Raw genomic sequence first — 19,745 nt, 5'->3', positions numbered from 1 at the left:
AATGTGATTCACCCCGAGACACCCATGCCACGTCATCTCCCCCCCGAAGTGCCCACGCCCATCGACTTTCGTGCCACCAGCCTGCGCGCCCTGCTCTATATCATCTTGATCGGCCTGCTGATGCAGGGCGTGATGATCGAGGCGCTGGGGCTCGAGGGCCAGCGATTCTCCGAGCGCGGCTTCGTCGAACCTGCCCAGTCGCTGCTGCTCGCCGGCAGCACCGGCCTGGCGCTTTACGTGCGCCTGACGAGCCCGCGGCTGACGCACGTCTCCCTGCTGCTGCTGGCCCTGCCGCTGGCCTCGCTGATTCGCGAGCAGGATGCCTGGCTGGATGCCTGGGTGTTCGATGGTGCCTGGCAGACGCTGGTCGCGCTGCTAGTGCTGCCTGTTCTTTTCGTGGTGATCCGCAGCCGCCACGCCTTCGCCCGCGAGTTCGAGCGCTACGCCAACAGCTTCTCGTTCGGCCTGTTCGCCGCGGGCTTCTTGACCACCTACGTCTACTCGCGGCTCTTCGGACGCAGCGAGATGTGGCAGGCGATCCTCGGCGAGGCCTACCTGCGCACCTTCAAGGACGCCGCCGAGGAGGTCACCGAGTTGTTCGGCTATACCCTGCTGTTCTTCGCCATGATCGAGCTGGTGCTGCTGGTGCGCCGCTGGCGCCGCCTCAGCGCCGACTGAGACGCGACCGGACCGGATTGCCGGCCCCGCATGGCACTGGCGCCGCCGCTGCCATACCACGATGCTTGCTTGTGACATCGCCTCGCCACGCCCCCGACAAGGTGCCCCACACACGACGACGCCCGCAGCCGATGGCTGCGGGCGTCGTCGTTCGGGCGGGCGCCAGCGGGTTACTCCGGCAGGTTACTCGTCGAGGAAGGAGCGCAGCGACTCCGAGCGCGACGGGTGACGCAGCTTGCGCAGCGCCTTGGCCTCGATCTGGCGAATCCGCTCGCGGGTGACGTCGAACTGCTTGCCGACCTCCTCGAGGGTGTGGTCGGTGTTCATGTCGATGCCGAAACGCATCCGCAGCACCTTGGCCTCGCGGGCGGTGAGGCCGCCGAGCACGTTGCGGGTGGCCTCGATCAGCCCCTCGCCGGTCGCCGAGTCGATGGGCAGCAGGATGGTGCCGTCCTCGATGAAGTCGCCCAGGTGGGAGTCGTCATCGTCACCGATGGGCGTCTCCATGGAGATCGGCTCCTTGGCGATCTTGAGCACCTTGCGGACCTTGTCCTCAGGCATCTCGAGACGCTCGCCGAGCTCCTCGGGCGTCGGCTCGCGACCCATCTCCTGCAGCATCTGCCGCGACACGCGGTTGAGCTTGTTGATGGTCTCGATCATGTGCACCGGAATACGGATGGTGCGCGCCTGGTCGGCGATCGAGCGGGTGATCGCCTGACGAATCCACCAGGTGGCATAGGTCGAGAACTTGTAACCGCGGCGGTATTCGAACTTGTCGACGGCCTTCATCAGGCCGATGTTGCCCTCCTGGATCAGGTCCAGGAACTGCAGGCCGCGGTTGGTGTACTTCTTGGCGATGGAGATCACCAGACGCAGGTTGGCCTCGACCATCTCCTTCTTGGCCCGGCGCGCCTTGGCCTCGCCGATGGAGAGCCGGCGATTGACCTCCTTGATCTCGGTCACCGCCAGCTGGATCATCTCTTCCTCGAAGGCGATCTTGCGCTGGGAGCGCTGGATATCGCCGCGCAGCGGCTCCAGGCGCGCCGCGTACTTCGGGTTGGCGGCGCCGAACTCGTCGAGCCACTCGGGACGCGATTCGCTGCCCGGGAAGGCCTTGATGAAGGTCTTGCGCGGCACCTTGGCCTTCTTCACGCAGAGCTGCATGATGGCCTTTTCCTGGGCGCGCACCTGCTCGACGCTGATGCGTACCTGGCCGACCAGACGCTCGAAGTGCTTGGGCACCAGCTTGATCGGCGAGAACAGCTGCGCCAGGCGAGCGAGCTCTTCCTGAGCCGCCTTCGAGGCGCGACCGTGGGCCTCGATGGCCGCCTGGGCCGCGGCGTTCTGTTCGCGAATCTGCTCGAAGCGGGCACGCGCCTCCTCGGGATCGGGGCCGCCGACGCTCTCTTCCTCCGCCTCGGCATCGCCCTCGGCGTCGCTCTCGGACTCGTCGCGGGGCTCCTCTTCGCGCACTTCAGCTTCCGCGACGCCGGGAATCCCCTCGTCGGGATCGATGAAGCCGGAGAACAGGTCGGAGAGACGACCGGGCGCCTCCTCGTCCTGAGTAGCATCGTAGGCGTCGAGGATGGAGTCGACCGCACCGGGCAAGTAGGCCAACGCCGACATTACCTCGCGGGTGCCCTCCTCTATGCGCTTGGCGATCTCGATCTCGCCCTCGCGGGTCAGGAGCTCGACGGTGCCCATCTCGCGCATGTACATGCGCACGGGGTCGGTGGTGCGACCCACGTCACTCTCCACCGCGGCGAGCGCGGCGACGGCCTCTTCGGCGGCCGACTCGTCGGCGGATTGATCCGACATCATCAGGGTATCTTCATCGGGGGCTACCTCGACGACGCTGATGCCCATGTCGTTGATCATGCCGATGATATCTTCCACCTGATCCGGGTCGGCGATATCCTCGGGAAGGTGGTCGTTGACCTCGGCATAGGTCAGGAAGCCCTGTTCCTTGCCGCGCGCGATCAACTCCTTCAGACGTGACTGCTGCTGCGCATTTCCAGCCATAGAAACCCTATCTCGACGAAGAAGAATGAAGCACCTGAAGTACTGAGGCGGTGAAAACTCGATAAGCCGGACAGTATAGCGGGTAAGGCCACCTTCCTGCCAGTTCGGTGTGTTTGCGCGGTCATTCAGGTGTGTTAGGTTGTGAGGTTACGCCTTTCGAAGGCAGCTTCCTCGTATGTGGTGATAGTGGCAGAAAATTCAACCCCCGCCACGACGAGCCCTTAGCTCTTTAGCTCCATCAACAGTTCATTCAGCCGCTGACCCTCTTCCTTCGACAGCCGCTCCCCTGCCTGCATTCGCGACAGCAAGGCCTCATACTCTTCCAAGGGCGACTGCTGCTGGCGATGGCGCTGGAAATAGGCCACCCAATTGTCCAACTCGGCGCCTCGCACACCCCGGGGGACCAGCGGCTCCCGGCGCGCCAACTCGGCCAGCCGCTCCCCCTCGGGGGTGCCGTGGAAGTGGGCCAGCAGCACCTGGGCGCTGCGATATCCGCCCGCCCTGAGCAGCCGCACCACTTCGCGACATAGCCGCGCCTCCGGGTCCGGCTGGTCGCACCAGTCGTCGTCTTCGGGCAGGCGCTCCACCAGCCGCGGCTCGTGCACCAGCAGCTGCAGGACGCGCCCCATCAGGCTCAGAGCCTGCTGCCCCTTACCCGGCACCGGGCGCGCCTCGCGCCCCTCGTCCTCGGGGCGCCACTCAGCCTCCGGTGCCAGGGGCGGCTCGCTCGATAGAGCCTCGACGGGCGCGACCAGCGCCTCGAAGCGCGACTGATCGACGCCGGTGCGCCGCGAGAGCTCCCCCAGCAGCAGCGACTTCAGCACCCCCTCCGGCAACTTGCCGATGGCCGCGAGCACCTGGCTGGCGAAGCGCTCGCGCGCCTCGATCGTTCCCAGGTCGCGCCCCTCGGCCGCGTGATCGAAGAGGAACTCCGACAGGGGGCTGGCGCAGGTGATGCGATCCTCGAAGGCCTCCGGCCCCTCGCGGCGCACCAGGGTGTCCGGGTCCTCCCCCTCGGGGAGGAACATGAAACGCGCCTGGCGACCATCGATCATCTGCGGCAGCACCGTCTCCAGCGCCCGGGTCGCGGCCTGGCGGCCGGCGCGATCACCATCGAAGCAGAACACCACCTCGCCGACCATGCGGAACAGCCGGCTCAGGTGCTCTTCGCTGGTCGAGGTACCAAGCGTCGCCACGGCATTGCGGATTCCGAACTGGGCCAGTGCCACCACGTCCATGTAGCCCTCGACGATCACCACCCGCTCGAGCCGCGAATTGGCCTGGCGCGCCTCATAGAGGCCGTAGAGCTCGCGCCCCTTATGGAACACCGGCGTCTCGGGGGAGTTGAGGTATTTGGGCTTGGCATCGCCCAGCACGCGACCGCCGAAGGCGATGGTGCGCCCGCGGATATCGCGGATCGGGAACATCACCCGGTCGCGGAAGCGGTCGTAGGTGCGTCCGCTGTCCTCGTGATGCACCAGCAGGCCATATTCGATCTGCACCGCCTCGGCGATGCCGCGCTCGGAGAGGTGGCGCTTGAGCGCCTCCCAGCCGGCCGGCGCGCAGCCGATGCCGAAGGTCTGCTGGACCTCCGGCGACAGCCCCCGGTCGGCGAGGTAGCGACGGGCGCTGTCGCCCTCCGGCATCTTCAGCCGCTCGCGGAAGTAGCTGGCCGACAGCTCCAGCAGGTTGACCCCCTCCTTGCGCTTGCGCTCGCGCGCCTGGGCCCGCGGATCGTCGGCGCCCTCGCGGGGCACCTCCATGCCGAGCCGGGCGGCCAACTGCTCCACGGCCTCGGGAAAGCGCAGCTTGTCGTATTCCATCAGGAAGCGCAGGGCATTGCCGTGGGCGCCGCAACCGAAGCAGTGATAGAACTGCTTGTCGGCACTGACGGTGAATGACGGCGACTTCTCCTGGTGAAAGGGACAGAGCCCGGAATGGTTGCGACCGGCCTTCTTGAGCTTCACGCGCTCGCCGACCACCTCGACCACGTCGACCCGGGCCAGGAGATCATCGAGGAAACGCTGGGGGATCTGACCGGACATGCGGACAACCTGCGAGGAGCGGGAAAGCGAACGGGAGGCGACAAAAACAAGCGGCCACCGTTAGGCGGCCGCTTGGCGTCCCTCTTGAGACGGCATGGGCCGGATGCCCTCACCGACTCCAGTACGGATCAATAGAGCCGTTCGAAACGCTTGCGCTCACGCTGAAGCTTCTTGGCATGGCGCTTGACGGCCGCGGCCGCCTTACGCTTGCGCTCTGCGGTCGGCTTCTCGTACTGCTCGCGACGACGCACTTCCGAGAGGACACCGGCCTTTTCACAGGAACGCTTGAAGCGACGCAACGCGACGTCAAACGGCTCGTTATCACGTACTTTAACAGAAGGCATTAAGCACTCACCTACCTTGGGTAACTTGAGTTCGGTTTGTACGCACACCGGCGGGGTCTGTTACCACCACGAAACACGCTCCGAGATCGCCAGGCGAACCGGAACGATGCGTGAATACGCGGGGAATGGCCCCTGGGTGCACGACCCAGTCTTACAGCGGACAACATTCTAGTCGTCCGACCGAGCTCGTGCAAATCGTTTCCCTGCTGCCGACAGGGGGCAAAATGCGTAGAATGCCGCCATCCACGCATTACCGAGCCGATATCATGCGCGTACTGGGCATCGAGACCTCCTGCGACGAGACCGGCGTCGCCATCTTCGACACCGGGACCGGGCGCGGCCTCGTCGCCGACGCCCTCTACAGCCAGATCGCCATGCACGCCGAGTACGGCGGCGTGGTGCCGGAGCTCGCCTCCCGCGACCACACGCGCCGGCTGCTGCCACTGATCCAGCAGGTGCTGGACGACGCCGGCCTGTCGCGCGGCGAACTCGACGCCATCGCCTACACCGCCGGCCCCGGCCTGGTCGGCGCACTGATGGTCGGCGCCAGCACCGCCCACGGCATGGCCCGGGCGCTGGACATCCCGGTGCTCGGCGTCCACCACATGGAGGGCCACCTACTGGCGCCCATGCTGGAGGACGCGCCGCCCGGCTTCCCCTTCGTGGCGCTGCTGGTCTCCGGCGGCCACACCCAGCTGGTCGAGGTGCGGGGGCTGGGCCGCTATCGCCTGCTCGGCGAGTCGGTGGACGACGCCGCAGGCGAGGCCTTCGACAAGGCGGCCAAGATGCTCGGGCTCGCCTACCCCGGCGGCCCCCAGGTGGCGCGCCTGGCCGAGCAGGGCGACCCCGGTCGGCTCCGTTTCCCGCGGCCCATGACCGACCGCCCGGGGCTGGACTTCAGCTTCTCGGGGCTCAAGACCCACACCCTGACCGCCATCCGCCAGCTGGAGCGCGCCGACGAGCTCGACGACCAGGCCCGCGCCGACGTGGCCCGCGCCTTCGAGGAGGCGGTGGTCGACACCCTGGTGATCAAGTGCCGCCGCGCCCTCGACCAGACGGGCCTCAAGCGTCTGGTGGTCGCCGGCGGCGTGAGCGCCAACGTGCGGCTGCGCGAGCGGCTCGAGCGCGAATGCACCAAGCGCGACGCCCGGGCCTACTACCCGCGCGGCCGCTTCTGCACCGACAACGGGGCGATGATTGCCTATGTGGGGGCCCAGCGCCTGCTGGCCGGCGAGCGTGACGAGACCGGCATCATGAAGGCGGTGCCGCGCTGGCCCATGGACACCCTTCGGGAGCCGTAAGCTGGAAGCTGGAAGGCAGCACCATGATGTCACCAGCCTTGGAGTCAGGGTTTTTCTTCCTGCTTACAGCTGAAGGGTTTCAGCTCCGGGCATAGCCCGGCTCTTCAAGCTTCCAGGAGCGAAGCGACGCTCTTCAAGCTTCCAGCTTAGAGAGGCGGCTCACTGCCGCGCCCGAGCCGGCGGATATTGAGCACGTGGCGCCCGAACACCAACAGCGTGAAGACCATCACCACCCCCACGAACTCCGGCGCCAGCCAGATGCTGGCCAGCGGCGCCATGGCGGCGCTGGCCAGCGACGCCACGGCCGCGGTACGCACCCGCCAGGCCAGCAGGGTCCAGAGCCCGGCGCAGCAGAGCGCCACCCAGGGTGTGAGGACCAGCATCACGCCGAAGGCGCTGGCCACCCCCTTGCCACCGCGAAAGCGGTGCCAGGCCGGATAGGCATGCCCCAGCAGCACGCCGAGCCCGACGAGCCCCAGCCCCCAGGGCGGCAGACCATACCCCATGGCGAGCCACAGCACCGGCATGCCCTTGATCACGTCGACGAGCAGGGTGGCTAGGGCGAGGCGCGGGCCATGCAGGCGCAGCACGTTGGAAAACCCCGGATTGGCCGAGCCGGCGAGCCGCGGGTCGCCCACGCCGGCCCACCGACACACCGCGAGGGCGCCGAGCCAGGTGCCGCTGAGATAGCCGATCGCCATCAGCGGCAGGATGAGGTCGAGTGGCACCTCCACGGGCGGGCTCCTCCGGGATAATGCCTCGATTCTGCCAGCCAGGGGCCAGGGACGACAGGCCTGCCGCTCGCGGTGTCGCCCGGGAGCGCGCTGGCGTACAATCGGGCGCCAGCAGGCGGAGCCTCGCCTATCCTGTGCGCATCAACCAGGTCCGCCACCACCACCGACCGGGGAGCCCCGATGGATCTTGTGCTGATCGACGCGCTCGAGGTAGACACCGTGATCGGCGTCTACGACTGGGAGCGCACCATCACCCAGACGCTGCGCCTCGATCTCGAGTTGGGCACCGACATCCGCCCCGCCGCCGCGGGCGACGACATCGCCCAGACCCTGGACTACGCCGCCATCAGCAAGCGTATCGCCGGCTTCGCCGGGGAGCATCAGTTTGCCCTGGTGGAGACCTTCGCCGAGCGCCTAGCCGAGACCCTGCGCGCCGAGTTCGCCATCGCCTGGCTGCGCCTGACCGTGCGCAAGCCCGGGGCCGTGGCCGCAGCCAGCGCGGTAGGTGTCGCCATCGCGCGCGGCTCCCGACCAGGAGACGCCTGATGGCCCGGGTCACCGTCAGCATCGGCAGCAACATCGAGCGCGAGCATCACGTCCTGGCCTGCTTGGACGCGATGGAGGAGGCCTTCGGCCGGCTCGCCATATCGCGGATCTTCGAGAGCGAGCCCGTGGGCTTCGAGGACGGCCGTAACTTCTACAACCTGGTGGTAGCCTTCGAGAGCGAACGCTCGGTGGGCGAGCTGCAGGCCTGGTGCAAGCGCCTGGAGTTCGCCCACGGCCGGCGCAAGGACGTGCCCAAGTTCAGTCCGCGAACCCTGGACATCGACCTGCTCACCGTGGGCGCGCTCAGCGGCCACCATGACGGTGTCGAGCTGCCCCGCGGCGAGATCCTGCATCACGCCTTCGTGCTCCAGCCGCTGGCCGAGCTGCTGCCCGACGCACGCCACCCCCTCACCGGCGCGACCTATCGCGACCACTGGGCTCGCTTCGCGTCCGGCGAACAGCGCCTCTGGCCGGTGGATTTCACCTGGCAGGGACGGTGGCTTTCCCGCGCGGAGAAGTAGCCCAGCCCGCCCGGGTCATGCCCCGGGGTCGGCGAGCGCCCCTTCGATGGCCTCCCAGCGTCGCCGTGCCAACTCCTCGCCAAGCTCGCGCCCCTGATAGCCCTCCGCCACCAGCGCCTTGGGCAGGATCTGCGCCGCCAGCCGCCAGGCCAGGGCCAGGTCCTCGGCCAGCGACGGGGCGTCCAGGCTCACCAGGCTGATCAGCGGCGCCACCCGGTCGCCGCGGCGCCACGCATCGATGCCGTCGAGCCAGCGCATCACCTGCGCCCCGCATAGTCCGTTGGTCGCGACCCGTCGGCACAGGGCCCGGGTTCTGGCCGCCTGGGTGGCCAGCTCGCGATGCGCCCGCGGCAGGCGCAGCCGTTCGGACAGCGTCCCACGCTCGTCGTCGCCCAGATGCTCGACCAGGCGTGCCCAGCGCCAGCGCACCTGTGCCTCGGCCTCGATGTCCTCGGGCAGCCGATGCAGGCGCCCCAGCGCCGCATCGAGGTCCGCGTCATCCTCGGCCAGCTCCGGCATCAGCACGGCGAGCGCTCCGCATGCCGCCAGCACCTGAAAGTAGACCTCCGGCCAGGGCTCGGAGAGCGCCTTCTCGGTCTCCGTCCAGACTCGCTCAGCCACCAGGTGCTCAAGCTCGCCGCTCGCCGCCAGCGAGCGCATCAGCGTGCGAGTCTCCTCGGCGATGACGAAGCCGAGCCCCGCATAGCGGGCCAAAAAGCGCGCCGTACGCAGCACCCGCAGCGGATCCTCGACGAAGGCCGGCGAGACGTGGCGCAGCCGACGCGCCTCAAGGTCGGCGAGCCCCCCGTAGGGGTCGACCAGCGCGCCCTCGGGGGTCTCGGCCATGGCGTTGATGGTCAGGTCGCGCCGCGCCAGGTCATCCTCGAGGGTGACCTCGGGGCTCGCATGCACCACGAAGCCGGTGTAGCCGTGGCCCGACTTGCGCTCGGTGCGCGCCAGGGCGAACTCCTCATGACTCACTGGGTGCAGGAAGACCGGGAAGTCACGCCCCACCGGTTTGAAGCCCCGCCGCTGCATCTCCTCGGCGGTAGTGCCGACCACCACCCAGTCGGTGTCCTTGACCGGCCAACCCAGGCGGGCATCGCGCACCGCCCCGCCGACGCGATAGACCTCGAGACCCTCGAGGTGACGGTCGTCGCTCGCGCTCATGGCTCAGCGCTCCACGCGGTCGGGGTGGCGATGCTGCCAGTCGGTGAAGCCGCCATCGAGGCTGTAGACCTCGGCGAAGCCCTGGCCGGCCAGCCAGGCCGCCGCCTGCTGGCTGGAGTGGCCGTGATAGCAGATCACCACCAGGGGGGGCTGGCGCGGGGCCTCGCCGAGGAAGGCCTCGACGGTATCGTTGCCCAGGCGCTGGCTGCCGGGCACGCGCCCCTGGGCGAAGCTCTGGGGGTCGCGGATATCGACCAGGGTGAGGGGCGAGTCGCCCTCGAGCCAGTCGGCCAGGGCGGGAATGTCGAGGTGGTAGAAGGGAGCGGTGGTCATGACAGGTCTCTCGTCGTCGGGGATCGTCTCGATCGGTTCACTGCCGGCTCGGCACGCTGATGCGCCGGCCGCTCTCGAGGTCCAGGGCGGTCAGCCGGCGACCCCAGACGCAGCCGGTATCCAGCGCCTCGGCGCGCACGCGGCTATCGGGCGTCTCGCCCTCGAGCGCCGCCCAGTGGCCGAACAGCAGCCAGGGATCGTCCTGTCGCGGGTACTGGAACCAGGGGGCGAAGCCCGCCGGGGCGCGGTCGAGCCCCTCCTTGGCGGCGAAATCGAGGCAGCCCGCGGCGTCGAGGAAGCGCATGCGGGTGAAGACGTTGACGATCATCCTCAGCCGCGGGATACCGTCGAGATCATCGCGCCAGCAGGCCGGCTCGTTGCCGTACATCGCCTCGAGGAAGGCGCCGGCCCCCTCGCCAGCGAGGCGCGCCTCGGCCTCGACAGCGAGGCCAGCGGCCTGCTCCACTGGCCACTGGGGCAGCAGGCCGGCGTGGGTCATGACGGTCTCGCCCTGCGCCGCGGAGGTTCGACGCACCAGCAGCGGGCGCGTCTGCAGCCAGTCGAGCAGGCGCTCGCGGTCCGGAGCGCCGAGGATCGGCGCCAGGGTGTCCTTGCGGTTCTCCCGGGCACCGCCCCGGGCCACCGCCAGCAGGTGCAGGTCGTGGTTGCCGAGCACGACGCTTGCGGCCTCGCCCAGCGCCATCGCCTCGCGCAGGCAGGCGAGCGACCCCGGGCCGCGGTTGACCAGGTCGCCGGCGAGCCACAGCCGGTCGCGGCGCGGGTCGAAGTCGAGCCGCTCGAGCAGGGCGACGAACTCCGCGTGGCAACCCTGCAGGTCGCCGATGGCATAGGTAGTCATGTCGGCTCCGTTGCGGTGCGTGTCACGGGATCTAGTGTACCTGGTTGGGCCCGGCCAGTCGGAAGGGAGAGACCGCCACCTCGAAGGGGCGCTGGCTGGCGGCATCGACGCAGGTGTAGGCGCCCTCCATTACCCCCACCGGGCCGTCGAGAATCGCCCGGCTGGTGTAGCGGAAGCTTTGGCCGGGGCCGATCAGCGGCTGCTGGCCGACCACCCCCTTGCCGCGCACCTCCTGCACCTTGCCGCTGCCCTGGGTGATCTTCCAGTAGCGGGCGAGCAGCTGGACGCTGTGGTCGGAGGCGTTGTGCACGGTGACGGTATAGCTGAAGACGAAGCGCTGCTCGTCGGGGTCGGACTCGTCCAGGCGGAAGTCCGGCGCCACGTCGACGCGGATGGCCTCCTCGAGCCCCTCGGGCATCGTCGGCGTCATGAGACTTCTCCTTCCCCGGCCGCGGCCAGGTGGTTGGCGATGCGCACGAACTCCTCGACGTCCAGCGTCTGGGGGCGCCGCCCCGGGTCGATGCCCAGCGTCTCGAGGGCCGCGGCATCGATGCGCCCCTTGAGGTTGTTGCGCAGGGTCTTGCGCCGCTGGCCGAAGGCCTGGCGCACCAGGTCGAAGAGCAGCGCCTCGTCGCGGGCCGGATGAGGCAGAGTCTCATGGGGCGTGAGGCGCACAATCGCCGAGTCGACCTTGGGCCGGGGCACGAAGGCCTCCGGCGGCACGGTGAACAGGGCGTCGACGCGGCAGTGATACTGCGCCATCACCGACAGCCGCCCCCAGTCGGGGCCGCCCGGCGCGGCGGCCAGCCGCTCGACCACCTCCTTCTGCAGCATGAAGTGCATGTCGGCCACGGCCTCGCCGGCCTGGAGCAGGTGGACGATCAGCGGCGTGGAGATGTTATAGGGCAGGTTGCCCACCACGCGCAGCGCCGGGCCGTCGCCTCGCAATTCCCGGAAGTCCACCTTCAGGGCGTCGCCCTCGTGGATGATGAAGCCCGGCTTGTCGAAGAACTGCACCCGCAGCCCGGGGATCAGGTCGCGGTCGAGCTCGATCACCTCGAGGTGGCCGTCGGCGGCCTCGAGCAGGGGCTCGGTCAGGGCGCCCTGGCCCGGGCCGATCTCGACCAGCCGGTCGCCGGGACGAGGGCCGATGGCACGCACGATGCGCGAGATGACGCCGTAGTCGCGCAGGAAGTTCTGGCCGAAGCGCTTGCGGGCCTGATGAACCGGGGGGCGGGATGCCATTCGGGGTGTCCTTATGTCTCTTGAGATTCTCACTGTCGCATCGCCGCCGTGTCGGGGCTGACCCGGCGATAGACCGTTTACGGAGGCGCTGTGGAACCCTCCCTGTACGCTACCGATGCCTTCCCTGGCATCGGACCTCCGCCTCGGTCTATCCCCGGCGCCCCTCGAACGGCTGGACGTCTCGTCTAGCCACGGCCGCCGCGACTCGCCATCTCGGCGGCCAACGCCACGGCGACCCGCAGGCTGCCCGGGTCGGCGACTCCGCGGCCGGCCAGGTCCAGCGCGGTGCCGTGATCCACCGAGGTGCGCACCAGCGGCAGCCCCAGGGTGATGTTGGCGGCGCGACCGAAACCGGCGTACTTAAGCACGGGGAGGCCCTGGTCATGATACATGGCCAGCACCGCGTCGACGCCCTCGAGATGGCGCGGGGTAAACAGGGTATCGGCCGGCAGGGGGCCGTCAAGGGTCAGCCCCTCGGCGCGCAGGGCCTCGAGGACCGGGATGATGGTGTCCAGTTCCTCGCGCCCCAGGTGACCGCCCTCCCCCGCATGGGGGTTGAGGCCGCAGACGGCGATGCGCGGCGCATCCACGCCGAACCAGCGTTGCAGGTCATCGTGCAGGATGTTCAGCAGGCGAGCCAGGCGCGGGCCGGTGATGGCATCGGCCACCTCGCGAAGCGGCAGGTGAGTGGTGGCCAGCGCCACTCGCAGCGCCGCCCCGCCCTGCCCGCTCGCCTCGCGGGCATGCAGGGCGCTGTCGGTGGCCAGCATCATCACCACCTCGTCGACCCCGCAGGCGTCGCGCAGGTACTCGGTGTGGCCGCTGAAGCCAGCATGGCCGGCGTCGAGGATCACCCCCTTGTGCAGGGGCGCGGTGACCATGCCGACCGCGCGGCCGGCGCGACAGGCGGCCAGCGCCACGTCGAGGGTCTCGAGCACGTGGGCGGCGTTGGCGACATTGAGCTCACCGGGACGCGCCGGGGCGCGCAGCGCCACGGGCCACACCGGCAGCACGCCACGGCGCGGCGCGGGCGGCGCCTCGTCGCGGGCGAGTTCAAGGATCTCGACCTCGCGACCGATCATGGCGGCGCGCTCGGCGAGCAGGGCCGGATCGCCTACCGCCACCACCAGTGCCGGGGGGACCACGTCGGCGGCCAGCATCACGGCCAGCTCCGGCCCGATGCCCGCCGGCTCGCCGCAGGTCAGAGCCAGCACGGGCGCGTCCGCCGGCGACATCAGCGCGCCTCGAGGCGATCGTCGACGAAGGCGCGGCTGCGGATCTCCTGGACCCACTCCTCCATCTCGGCATTGACCTTGCGCTGGAACAGCGCCTGACGCGCCTGGTCGCGGCTGACGCCCTGCTGCTCCACGAAGCGATCCACCTCACGCTCGGAGAGGTCGACCCGGCTGGCGACCCGGCGCTGCTGCAGCTGGCGCATCAGCAGTTCGCGGCGCACCTGGTCACGCACCACGCCGAGCGACAGGCCATCGGCCTCGAGCGCATCGGCGAACTGCTCCAGGGTCATGCCGTTGCCCTCGGCGATGGCCCGTACCTGGCGGTTGAGCTCGGTATCGTCGACGCTCAGGTTGGCCTCACGGGCCATCTGCAGCTGGATCTCCTCGACGATCATGCGCTCCAGCACCTGCTCGCGCAGGACCGCGTCGGGGGGCGTCGCCTGCCCGCCGCCCTCGAGCTGACTGCGGACCTGGGCGACGCGGTTCTCGAGCTGACTGGCCATGATGGCGCCCTCGTTGACCACCGCCACGATGCGGTCCAGCGGCTGACGGCCCGCGTAGGCCGACTCCTGGGCCAGCCCCGTCGGGGGCAGGCCGGTCAGGCACAGGGCCAGCGCCAGGGTGGCGATACGTCGGCTGCGCATGTCTCTCTTTCCTCTCGTCGATGTCGAATGTCTCACAGGCGGTCCAGGGACGCGCTCCGGTAGCCCGGAATCGCCTGCTGGAAGTAGCCATCGGCGTCGCCGCCGACGCCGCCCAGCCCCTTGAACACGAAGCGCAGGAAGATCCCGCGATCGGTCTGGTCGTCCTCGATGGTGTTGGCGGTGTCGTTGTCGTCGATCCACTCACGCCAGACCAGCTGCAGACCATAGCAGCAGTCGTTCCACTGGACACCCGCCAGCTGCTCCAGGGCCCGGTCGTTGGTATTGTCGTAGAGCAGCCGGCCGATCAGGTCGACCTGCCGGCTGGCCTTCAGGGCGAACGACAGGTCGACCTCCTCGCGGTTGTAGGTGACCACGTCCTCGTCCTCTTCGGCAGGGTCGAAGCCTTCGATCTGCCAGCGATAGCCGAGGTTCAGCACGTGGCCGGCCGGCGCCCGATACTGCAGGTCCAGCGAGGTGCTCTCGGTGCGATCCAGGTGGTCGTCGTAGAGCCACTGCCAGCGGGTGCGCCACTCCTCGGTGATCTGCCAGTCCGCCCGAGTGACTAGCGGCGAGCGCTTCCGGGTGGCTCGGTAATAATCGTTGAAGCTGGCATAGTCTTCACGCTCGGACTTGTCGGGATCGCCATCCATGTCGATGCTGCGATCCTCCAGGTAGTAGGCCTGCCCCAGCCCGATGGAGACGCGCTCGCGGCCGCTCTCGTCCGCCAGCAGCCGCGACTCGAGGCCCAGCGAGACGCGGTTCAGATCGCCCACCCGGTCGCTGCCGCTGAAGCGGAAGGGCGACCAGAGCTGGTTCCAGGAGAAGGCGCGCTCGGCGGTGTCGAAATCGGGAAACTCGGTCTGGTCCCGTGCCGGCACGTAGGCGTAGTTGATCCGCGGCTCCAGCGTCTGGCGGTAGTCGCGCCCGCCGAGGGCGAGCTCGCGCTCGAAGACCAGGCCGCCGTCGACGCTGGCCACCGGCATGCTGCGGGTGAGGCTCTCGTCGCGGTCGGTCTCGCGCTCGCCGTAATCCAGCTGGTAGGCGGTGGCGAGCCACTCGACGCGGGGCTCCAGGTAGCCCCAGCTCTCGTCCCAGCGCCAGCCGGTGGCCGGTGCCAGGTGCAGGCGGGTGCCGTTGGCCGACTCTCGATCGAAGCGCTCCGTGTCGGGCAGTGCCGCTTCGTCCACGTCACGCCAGAAGTAGGTGACGTTGGAGCGCCACTGCTGGTAGAAGCCGCTGTCCTGGAACCAGCGGGCGTCGGCGGTCAGGCTCGGCAGGCGGTAGAAGGGCTTGTCACGATCGAGCAGCGGATCATCGAGCTTCTGGTAGCCCTGGGCCTTGGCCTGCAGCCGCCAGGTATCACCGCGATGATCGATCTGGGCCAGGCGCGCCATGTAGGCGGTGTCGCCCTCGCCGAAATCGCGCCCGAAGTCATCGAAGTAGCTGCCGTCGCTGGCCGCCCCATAGCGCAGCCGATAGCGCGTGCGGGCATCCAGGCGTCCGGCGTGCCGGTAGTCGAGATACCAGCGATCTTCGCCCTCATAGCTCGGCTCGTCGTCGGGATCGCCGTCGTCGTCGGCCAGGTAGGCGCCCTCGATCTGGCCACCGTGGTTCTCGAAGAGATACCGGTACTCGCCGCCCAGCAGCAGGCCGCGATCGCTGATAACGCGCGGCGTGATCGTGGCGTCCTGGTCCGGGGCGATGTTCCAGTAGAAGGGCTGGGCATAGTCGAGGGAGTCGGCGGAGAGCCCCAGCAGCGGCCACAGGAAGCCGGTCTGGCGACGCTCGTCCAGGGGGAAACGCACCCAGGGCCAGTAGAAGACCGGCACCTTGCCCACCTCGAGCCGGGCGTGCTTGGCGGTGCCGACGCCGATCTCGCGATCGAGCAGGATGTCGTTGCCGACCAGGCGCCACAGGTCGCTGTCCGGCTCGCAGGTGGTGAAGCTCGCCTCGGTGAGGCGGTAGCGCTCGCCGTCGAGGCGGGCCAGGCGCACGGCATCACCGCGCAGGCGCTGCTCATGGGCCACGTAGTGGGCCGTGTCGATGCTCGCGGCGTCGCTGTTCAGGGAGAACTCGGCGGCGTCGCCCCGCACCAGCAGGTTGCGGTCGCGCAGGGTCAGCGGCCCCTCGGCGTAGGCGGTCTCGCGGCTGGCGGGCACCCGCACCCGTGGCGCCTCGAGCTGGGCGTCGCCGCGGCGCAGCAGCACCTCGCCGTCGAGGCGGGTCTCGCCCTCCTCGCCCGAGGCGACCCGATCGGATTCGCTCGCCACCTTCTCGCCGGGCGGCGGCGGCAGGCGGTAATCCGGCATCACGTAGCGGCCGCGGCACAGGGCATCCGCGGGGCGTGACTCGCCCCAGGGCTGCCAGTCCAGCTGGGCCGCCGGCAGCGACTCGGGGGGCGCCGCCGAGAGGGGCCCGCTCGCCAGGCCGGCGCCGGCCAGACCTGTCAGGGCCGTCCATGTCCACGAGTGTCGCTTGCCCATGCTCCACGATGTCCTTGGCGGGGTGAATCGGTATTATACAGGCCGCACCCGGCCTGTGCTGCCGGCGCGAGCCCTGCCATCGCCGACGATGTCGGGCGCTCAGCATGCGGGGCCCCCACGGGGCCGTCAACCGTACCCGCCCCCTCACAAGGAGCCAGACGACGATGCCCGAGGCCACCGATTCCACGCGAACACAGCGGCTGCAAGCCTGGGCGGCCAGGCGCCACGGCCTCTCCCCGCAGGCCGTCAGCCTGCGCTTCGCCGCCGGCGACGCCAGCTTCCGGCGCTACTTCCGCCTCGAGCTGCCCGATGGCACCACCCGCATGCTGATGGACGCCCCGCCCGACCGGGAAGACAGTAGCCCTTTCGTGGCCATCGCCGAGCAGTGGGGAGCCGCCGGCCTGCCGGTACCGGCGCTGCACGGCGTGGATCTCGACGCCGGCTTCCTCGAGCTCGACGACCTCGGCGATACGCCGCTGCAGGACCGCTTCGCGGGCGACGATGATCCGGCGACCCTGGCCTGGCACGAGCGTGCCCTCGACCTGCTCCACGAGCTGCAGAACCGCGCCCCGGTGGATGGCCTGCCGGCCTACGATACCACCCTGCTCGGCCGCGAACTCGACCTCTTCCCCGACTGGTGCCTGGGCGAGTGGCTGGACCTGACCCCGCCGCCGGGCTGGGCGACGCTGCGCGAGGCGCTGATCGCCTCGGCACTGGCGCAGCCGGTGGTCGCGGTGCACCGCGACTTCGACGCCATGAACCTGATGGTGAAGGATGATGCCCTCTACCTGATCGACTTCCAGGACGCCGTCGCCGGCCCGCTCAGCTACGACCTGATCTCGCTGCTGCGCGGACGCTACTGCCGCTTTGCCCCGGCGCGCTTGGCCGCCTGGACCGAGGCCTTCCGCGTCCGCGCCATCGCCGACGGCCGATTGGCCGAGGACGTCGACGCCGCGACCTTCCTCGCCCGGGTCCAGGCCATGGCCGCCCAGCGCTCGCTCAAGGTGCTCGGCATCTTCTGCCGGCTGACCCTGCGCGACGCTCGCCAGGGCTATCTCGAGCGCCTGCCGCACTTCCTCGGCCACCTGGAGGAGAGCCTCGCCGGCCTGCCCGACCACGCGGCGTTTCGCAGCTGGCTCGCCGAGACCTTCCGTCCGGCGCTCGCGGCACGCCTGGAGGCCTGTGCATGAAGGCGATGATCCTGGCCGCGGGTCTCGGCACCCGCATGCGCCCGCTCACCGACCACTGCCCCAAGCCGCTCCTCGAGGTGGCCGGCCGCCCGCTGATCGTTCATCACCTCGAGTGCCTGCGCGCCGCGGGCATCACGGAGGTGGTGATCAACGTCAGCTACCGGGCACAGCAGATCATCGACGCCCTGGGCGATGGCTCAGCCTATGGCGTGTCCATCGCCTGGAGCCGCGAGGCGAGCCCCCTGGAGACCGGCGGCGGCATCCGCCAGGCGCTGCCGCTGCTCGGCGACGCTCCCTTCCTGCTGGTCAACGGCGACGTCTGGTGTGACCTCTGCCCGTCGTCGCTGCCCGCGCTGGGCGACGACCTGGCCCACCTGGTGCTGGTGGACAACCCCGACCACCACCCGGAGGGCGACTTCCACCTGGACCCGCGCGGCCGGGTGCATGCCGAGGGGGCGCCGCACCTCACCTTCGCCGGGGTGAGTCTGCTCGACCCGGTGCTGGTGGCCGATGAAGCACCCGCTGCCTTCGGCCTGGCGCCGCTGCTCCGGCGCGCCATGGCCGAGGGCCGCGTCGGCGGCACCCACCACCGCGGCGCCTGGGTCGACGTCGGCACGCCGGCACGGCTGGCCGAGCTCGACCGCCGCCTCGGGGGCTGAGCCGCCGCCCGGCAGCTGCTATGCTGACCGCTTTTTCCCGATCACCCTTATCGCAGCCTACCAAGCGAGGGGCACCACAACGGTCCCGAGCTGGCTGCCGAATAGTCGAATTAAGGATACCTGCACTATGAAAGCCAGCGTGAAGTGGACCGATGGACGCCAATTCGTTGCCGAGAGCGGCAGCGGCCACAGCGTGGTCATCGATGGCCCGCCCGACCACGGCGGCCGCAACACCGGCCCGCGCCCCATGGAGATGCTGCTGATGGGCATGGGCGCCTGCACCTCCTTCGACATCCTCAACATCCTCGAGAAGGCCCGGGCCGACGTGACCGACTGCGTGGCGAGCCTCGAGGCCGAGCGCAGCGACGAGGTGCCGAGCGTCTTCACGAAGATCCACGTGCACTTCACCGTCAGCGGCCGCGGCCTCAAGGAGAAGCAGGTGGCGCGTGCCGTGGAACTCTCCGCCGAGAAGTACTGCAGTGCCTCCATCATGCTGGTCAACGGCGGCGTCGAGATCACCCACTCCTTTACCATCGTCGAGGAATAAGCTGGAAGCTGGAAGCTGGAAGGCAGAATGTTGATGTTGCCATCAGTCTCCTAATCAGGGAGCTTCTTCCAGCTTCCAGCCGCGGAGCGGCGCTCTTCAAGCTTATAGCTTGTAAACGCTGGTGGTCATCACCTTCGACATCAGCTTCATTCCCAGCTTGACCGGCGCGGGGAAGCGGCTGCCGCCCGCCTCCAGCGCCAGCTGGGCGTGGTGGGCCTCGTCGATGGCCATCTGGCGCAGCACGGCGCGGGAGCGATGATCGCCCGCCGGCAGCGTGACCAGGTGCTCCTCCAGGTGATGGCCGACCTGCTCCTCGGTGGCGGCCACGAAGCCGAGGCTCACCCGGTCGCCGACGGCGCCCGCCGCGGCCCCCAGGCCAAAGGAGGCCGCATAGAACAGCGGATTGAGCAGGCTCGGGCGATCGTCGAGCTCCTGGAGGCGTTCATCGCACCACGCCAGGTGGTCGATCTCCTCCTGGGCGGCCTGCTCCATCTGGCCGCGCACCTCGGGCAGCTTGGCGGTCATCCCCTGGCCCTGATAGAGCGCCTGGGCACACACCTCGCCGGTATGGTTGATGCGCATCAACCCCGCGGCGTGACGCCGCTCCTCCGCACTCATCGGCTCATCGTGCACCGCCGGAGTCGCCGGGGAGGCCCGCGAGGGGCTCGCCGCGTGGGGCACCAGGGTCCTCAACACGGTATCGAACTGGTGGATCAGGTTGTCGGCACGGGTCAGGGAGCGGGTCATGACGGAATCTCTCGAGAATGCACCTGATGCGTCGTACGCCGGGTCGCGCGCGGCCTCGGCCGCAGGGCGCCGGCTAGCCAGCCGGCCAAGTAAAGCGACGACCGCCCATCAGGTGCATGTGAATATGATAGACGGTCTGGCCGCCGTGGTCGTTGCAGTTCATCACCACCCGGTAGCCATCCTCGGCGAAGCCCTGCTCGGCCGCCAGCCTGGCGGCGGTGTACTGCAGGCGCCCCACCAGCGCCAGGTCGCCGTCCTCCTGGATGTCGTTGAGGGTGGCGATGTGGCGCTTGGGCACGATCAGCATGTGGGTCGGCGCCTGGGGATTGATGTCGTTGAAGGCCAGCACCTCGTCGTCCTCATAGACGATGTCGGCGGGAATCTCGCGATCGATGATCTTGCAGAACAGGCAATCCATGGGCGGTTCTCCTTGCGTAAGGGT

Annotated in this window: 21 protein-coding genes; 7 read left to right on the top strand and 14 right to left on the bottom strand. The window is 69.2% G+C overall.

Annotated features, from left to right (window positions below; all coding sequences use genetic code 11):
• Positions 1–24: 24 nt before the first annotated feature.
• Complete coding sequence (locus FEI13_RS07980) at positions 25–678, top strand: hypothetical protein (RefSeq protein WP_138181018.1); 654 nt, start codon at positions 25–27, stop codon at positions 676–678.
• A gap of 183 nt (positions 679–861) precedes the next feature.
• Here the strand turns inward: FEI13_RS07980 and rpoD are convergent, their stop codons facing one another.
• The 3 genes from rpoD to rpsU form a co-directional block, all read right to left on the bottom strand.
• The gene (rpoD, locus tag FEI13_RS07975) at positions 862–2,700 is read right to left on the bottom strand and encodes an RNA polymerase sigma factor RpoD (RefSeq protein ID WP_138181017.1); all 1,839 of its coding nucleotides are present in this window, start codon (positions 2,698–2,700) and stop codon (positions 862–864) included.
• A 221-nt stretch (positions 2,701–2,921) separates the two neighbouring features.
• Entirely contained in the window at positions 2,922–4,745 is a 1,824-nt protein-coding gene (gene dnaG / locus FEI13_RS07970; protein WP_138181016.1) for a DNA primase, read from the bottom strand.
• A 128-nt stretch (positions 4,746–4,873) separates the two neighbouring features.
• Positions 4,874–5,089, bottom strand: a complete 216-nt coding sequence (gene rpsU, locus FEI13_RS07965) for a 30S ribosomal protein S21 (RefSeq protein ID WP_013333229.1) — start codon at positions 5,087–5,089, stop codon at positions 4,874–4,876.
• Between the two features lie 266 nt (positions 5,090–5,355).
• On the opposite strand from rpsU, the gene tsaD reads away from it, so the two are divergent.
• A complete protein-coding gene (gene tsaD / locus FEI13_RS07960) occupies positions 5,356–6,390 on the top strand; it encodes a tRNA (adenosine(37)-N6)-threonylcarbamoyltransferase complex transferase subunit TsaD (RefSeq protein ID WP_138181015.1) in 1,035 nt (344 codons plus the stop codon).
• Between the two features lie 146 nt (positions 6,391–6,536).
• Here the strand turns inward: tsaD and FEI13_RS07955 are convergent, their stop codons facing one another.
• Positions 6,537–7,091 (bottom strand): glycerol-3-phosphate acyltransferase, encoded by a 555-nt coding sequence (locus FEI13_RS07955; protein ID WP_420841579.1) that lies wholly within the window; start codon positions 7,089–7,091, stop codon positions 6,537–6,539.
• A 213-nt stretch (positions 7,092–7,304) separates the two neighbouring features.
• Here FEI13_RS07955 and folB point away from each other — a divergent pair, with 213 nt between their 5' ends.
• Positions 7,305–7,670 carry a dihydroneopterin aldolase gene (folB, locus tag FEI13_RS07950; protein WP_138181014.1) on the top strand — a complete coding sequence of 122 codons (366 nt, stop codon included), beginning with the start codon at positions 7,305–7,307 and terminating at the stop codon, positions 7,668–7,670.
• Positions 7,670–8,191: a 2-amino-4-hydroxy-6-hydroxymethyldihydropteridine diphosphokinase gene (gene folK / locus FEI13_RS07945; protein ID WP_138181013.1), complete on the top strand. Its 522-nt coding sequence runs from the start codon at positions 7,670–7,672 to the stop codon at positions 8,189–8,191. Before folB ends, folK begins: the two co-directional genes overlap by 1 nt.
• Positions 8,192–8,206: 15 nt before the next feature.
• On the opposite strand, the gene FEI13_RS07940 is transcribed toward folK, so the two are convergent.
• From FEI13_RS07940 to FEI13_RS07905, 8 genes are all read right to left on the bottom strand, one after another.
• Positions 8,207–9,361, bottom strand: a complete 1,155-nt coding sequence (locus FEI13_RS07940; protein ID WP_138181012.1) for a tRNA nucleotidyltransferase/poly(A) polymerase-related protein — start codon at positions 9,359–9,361, stop codon at positions 8,207–8,209.
• A gap of 3 nt (positions 9,362–9,364) precedes the next feature.
• Positions 9,365–9,694, bottom strand: coding sequence for a thiosulfate sulfurtransferase GlpE (gene glpE / locus FEI13_RS07935; RefSeq protein WP_138181011.1), 330 nt, complete (start codon positions 9,692–9,694; stop codon positions 9,365–9,367).
• Between the two features lie 37 nt (positions 9,695–9,731).
• A complete protein-coding gene (locus tag FEI13_RS07930; RefSeq protein WP_138181010.1) occupies positions 9,732–10,553 on the bottom strand; it encodes a symmetrical bis(5'-nucleosyl)-tetraphosphatase in 822 nt (273 codons plus the stop codon).
• 31 nt (positions 10,554–10,584) lie between these two features.
• On the bottom strand, positions 10,585–10,983 hold the full coding sequence (gene apaG / locus FEI13_RS07925) for a Co2+/Mg2+ efflux protein ApaG (RefSeq protein ID WP_240036474.1): 399 nt from the start codon (positions 10,981–10,983) through the stop codon (positions 10,585–10,587).
• Positions 10,980–11,798, bottom strand: coding sequence for a 16S rRNA (adenine(1518)-N(6)/adenine(1519)-N(6))-dimethyltransferase RsmA (gene rsmA / locus FEI13_RS07920; RefSeq protein ID WP_138181009.1), 819 nt, complete (start codon positions 11,796–11,798; stop codon positions 10,980–10,982). The genes apaG and rsmA overlap by 4 nt, the downstream gene beginning before the upstream one ends.
• A 185-nt stretch (positions 11,799–11,983) precedes the next feature.
• Positions 11,984–13,033, bottom strand: a complete 1,050-nt coding sequence (gene pdxA / locus FEI13_RS07915) for a 4-hydroxythreonine-4-phosphate dehydrogenase PdxA (protein WP_138181008.1) — start codon at positions 13,031–13,033, stop codon at positions 11,984–11,986.
• Positions 13,033–13,677: a SurA N-terminal domain-containing protein gene (locus tag FEI13_RS07910; RefSeq protein WP_138181007.1), complete on the bottom strand. Its 645-nt coding sequence runs from the start codon at positions 13,675–13,677 to the stop codon at positions 13,033–13,035. Before FEI13_RS07910 ends, pdxA begins: the two co-directional genes overlap by 1 nt.
• Positions 13,678–13,709: 32 nt before the next feature.
• Positions 13,710–16,160, bottom strand: coding sequence for an LPS-assembly protein LptD (locus tag FEI13_RS07905; RefSeq protein WP_138181006.1), 2,451 nt, complete (start codon positions 16,158–16,160; stop codon positions 13,710–13,712).
• A gap of 164 nt (positions 16,161–16,324) precedes the next feature.
• Here FEI13_RS07905 and FEI13_RS07900 point away from each other — a divergent pair, with 164 nt between their 5' ends.
• The 3 genes from FEI13_RS07900 (at position 16,325) to FEI13_RS07890 (ending at position 18,556) form a co-directional block, all read left to right on the top strand.
• Positions 16,325–17,350 (top strand): aminoglycoside phosphotransferase family protein, encoded by a 1,026-nt coding sequence (locus FEI13_RS07900; protein ID WP_138181005.1) that lies wholly within the window; start codon positions 16,325–16,327, stop codon positions 17,348–17,350.
• Positions 17,347–18,009: an N-acetylmuramate alpha-1-phosphate uridylyltransferase MurU gene (gene murU, locus FEI13_RS07895; protein WP_138181004.1), complete on the top strand. Its 663-nt coding sequence runs from the start codon at positions 17,347–17,349 to the stop codon at positions 18,007–18,009. The genes FEI13_RS07900 and murU overlap by 4 nt, the downstream gene beginning before the upstream one ends.
• A 127-nt stretch (positions 18,010–18,136) precedes the next feature.
• Entirely contained in the window at positions 18,137–18,556 is a 420-nt protein-coding gene (locus FEI13_RS07890; RefSeq protein ID WP_138181003.1) for an OsmC family protein, read from the top strand.
• A gap of 102 nt (positions 18,557–18,658) precedes the next feature.
• Here FEI13_RS07890 and coq7 read toward each other — a convergent pair whose 3' ends face one another.
• Entirely contained in the window at positions 18,659–19,303 is a 645-nt protein-coding gene (gene coq7 / locus FEI13_RS07885) for a 2-polyprenyl-3-methyl-6-methoxy-1,4-benzoquinone monooxygenase (protein ID WP_138181002.1), read from the bottom strand.
• A 73-nt stretch (positions 19,304–19,376) separates the two neighbouring features.
• A complete protein-coding gene (locus tag FEI13_RS07880) occupies positions 19,377–19,721 on the bottom strand; it encodes a histidine triad nucleotide-binding protein (protein ID WP_138181001.1) in 345 nt (114 codons plus the stop codon).
• Positions 19,722–19,745: the final 24 nt, after the last annotated feature.

Source organism: Halomonas urmiana, assembly GCF_005780185.1.
GTDB lineage: Bacteria > Pseudomonadota > Gammaproteobacteria > Pseudomonadales > Halomonadaceae > Halomonas > Halomonas urmiana.
Note: the sequence above shows the minus strand (reverse complement) of the source record. Positions and strands in the feature narration are given on the sequence as shown.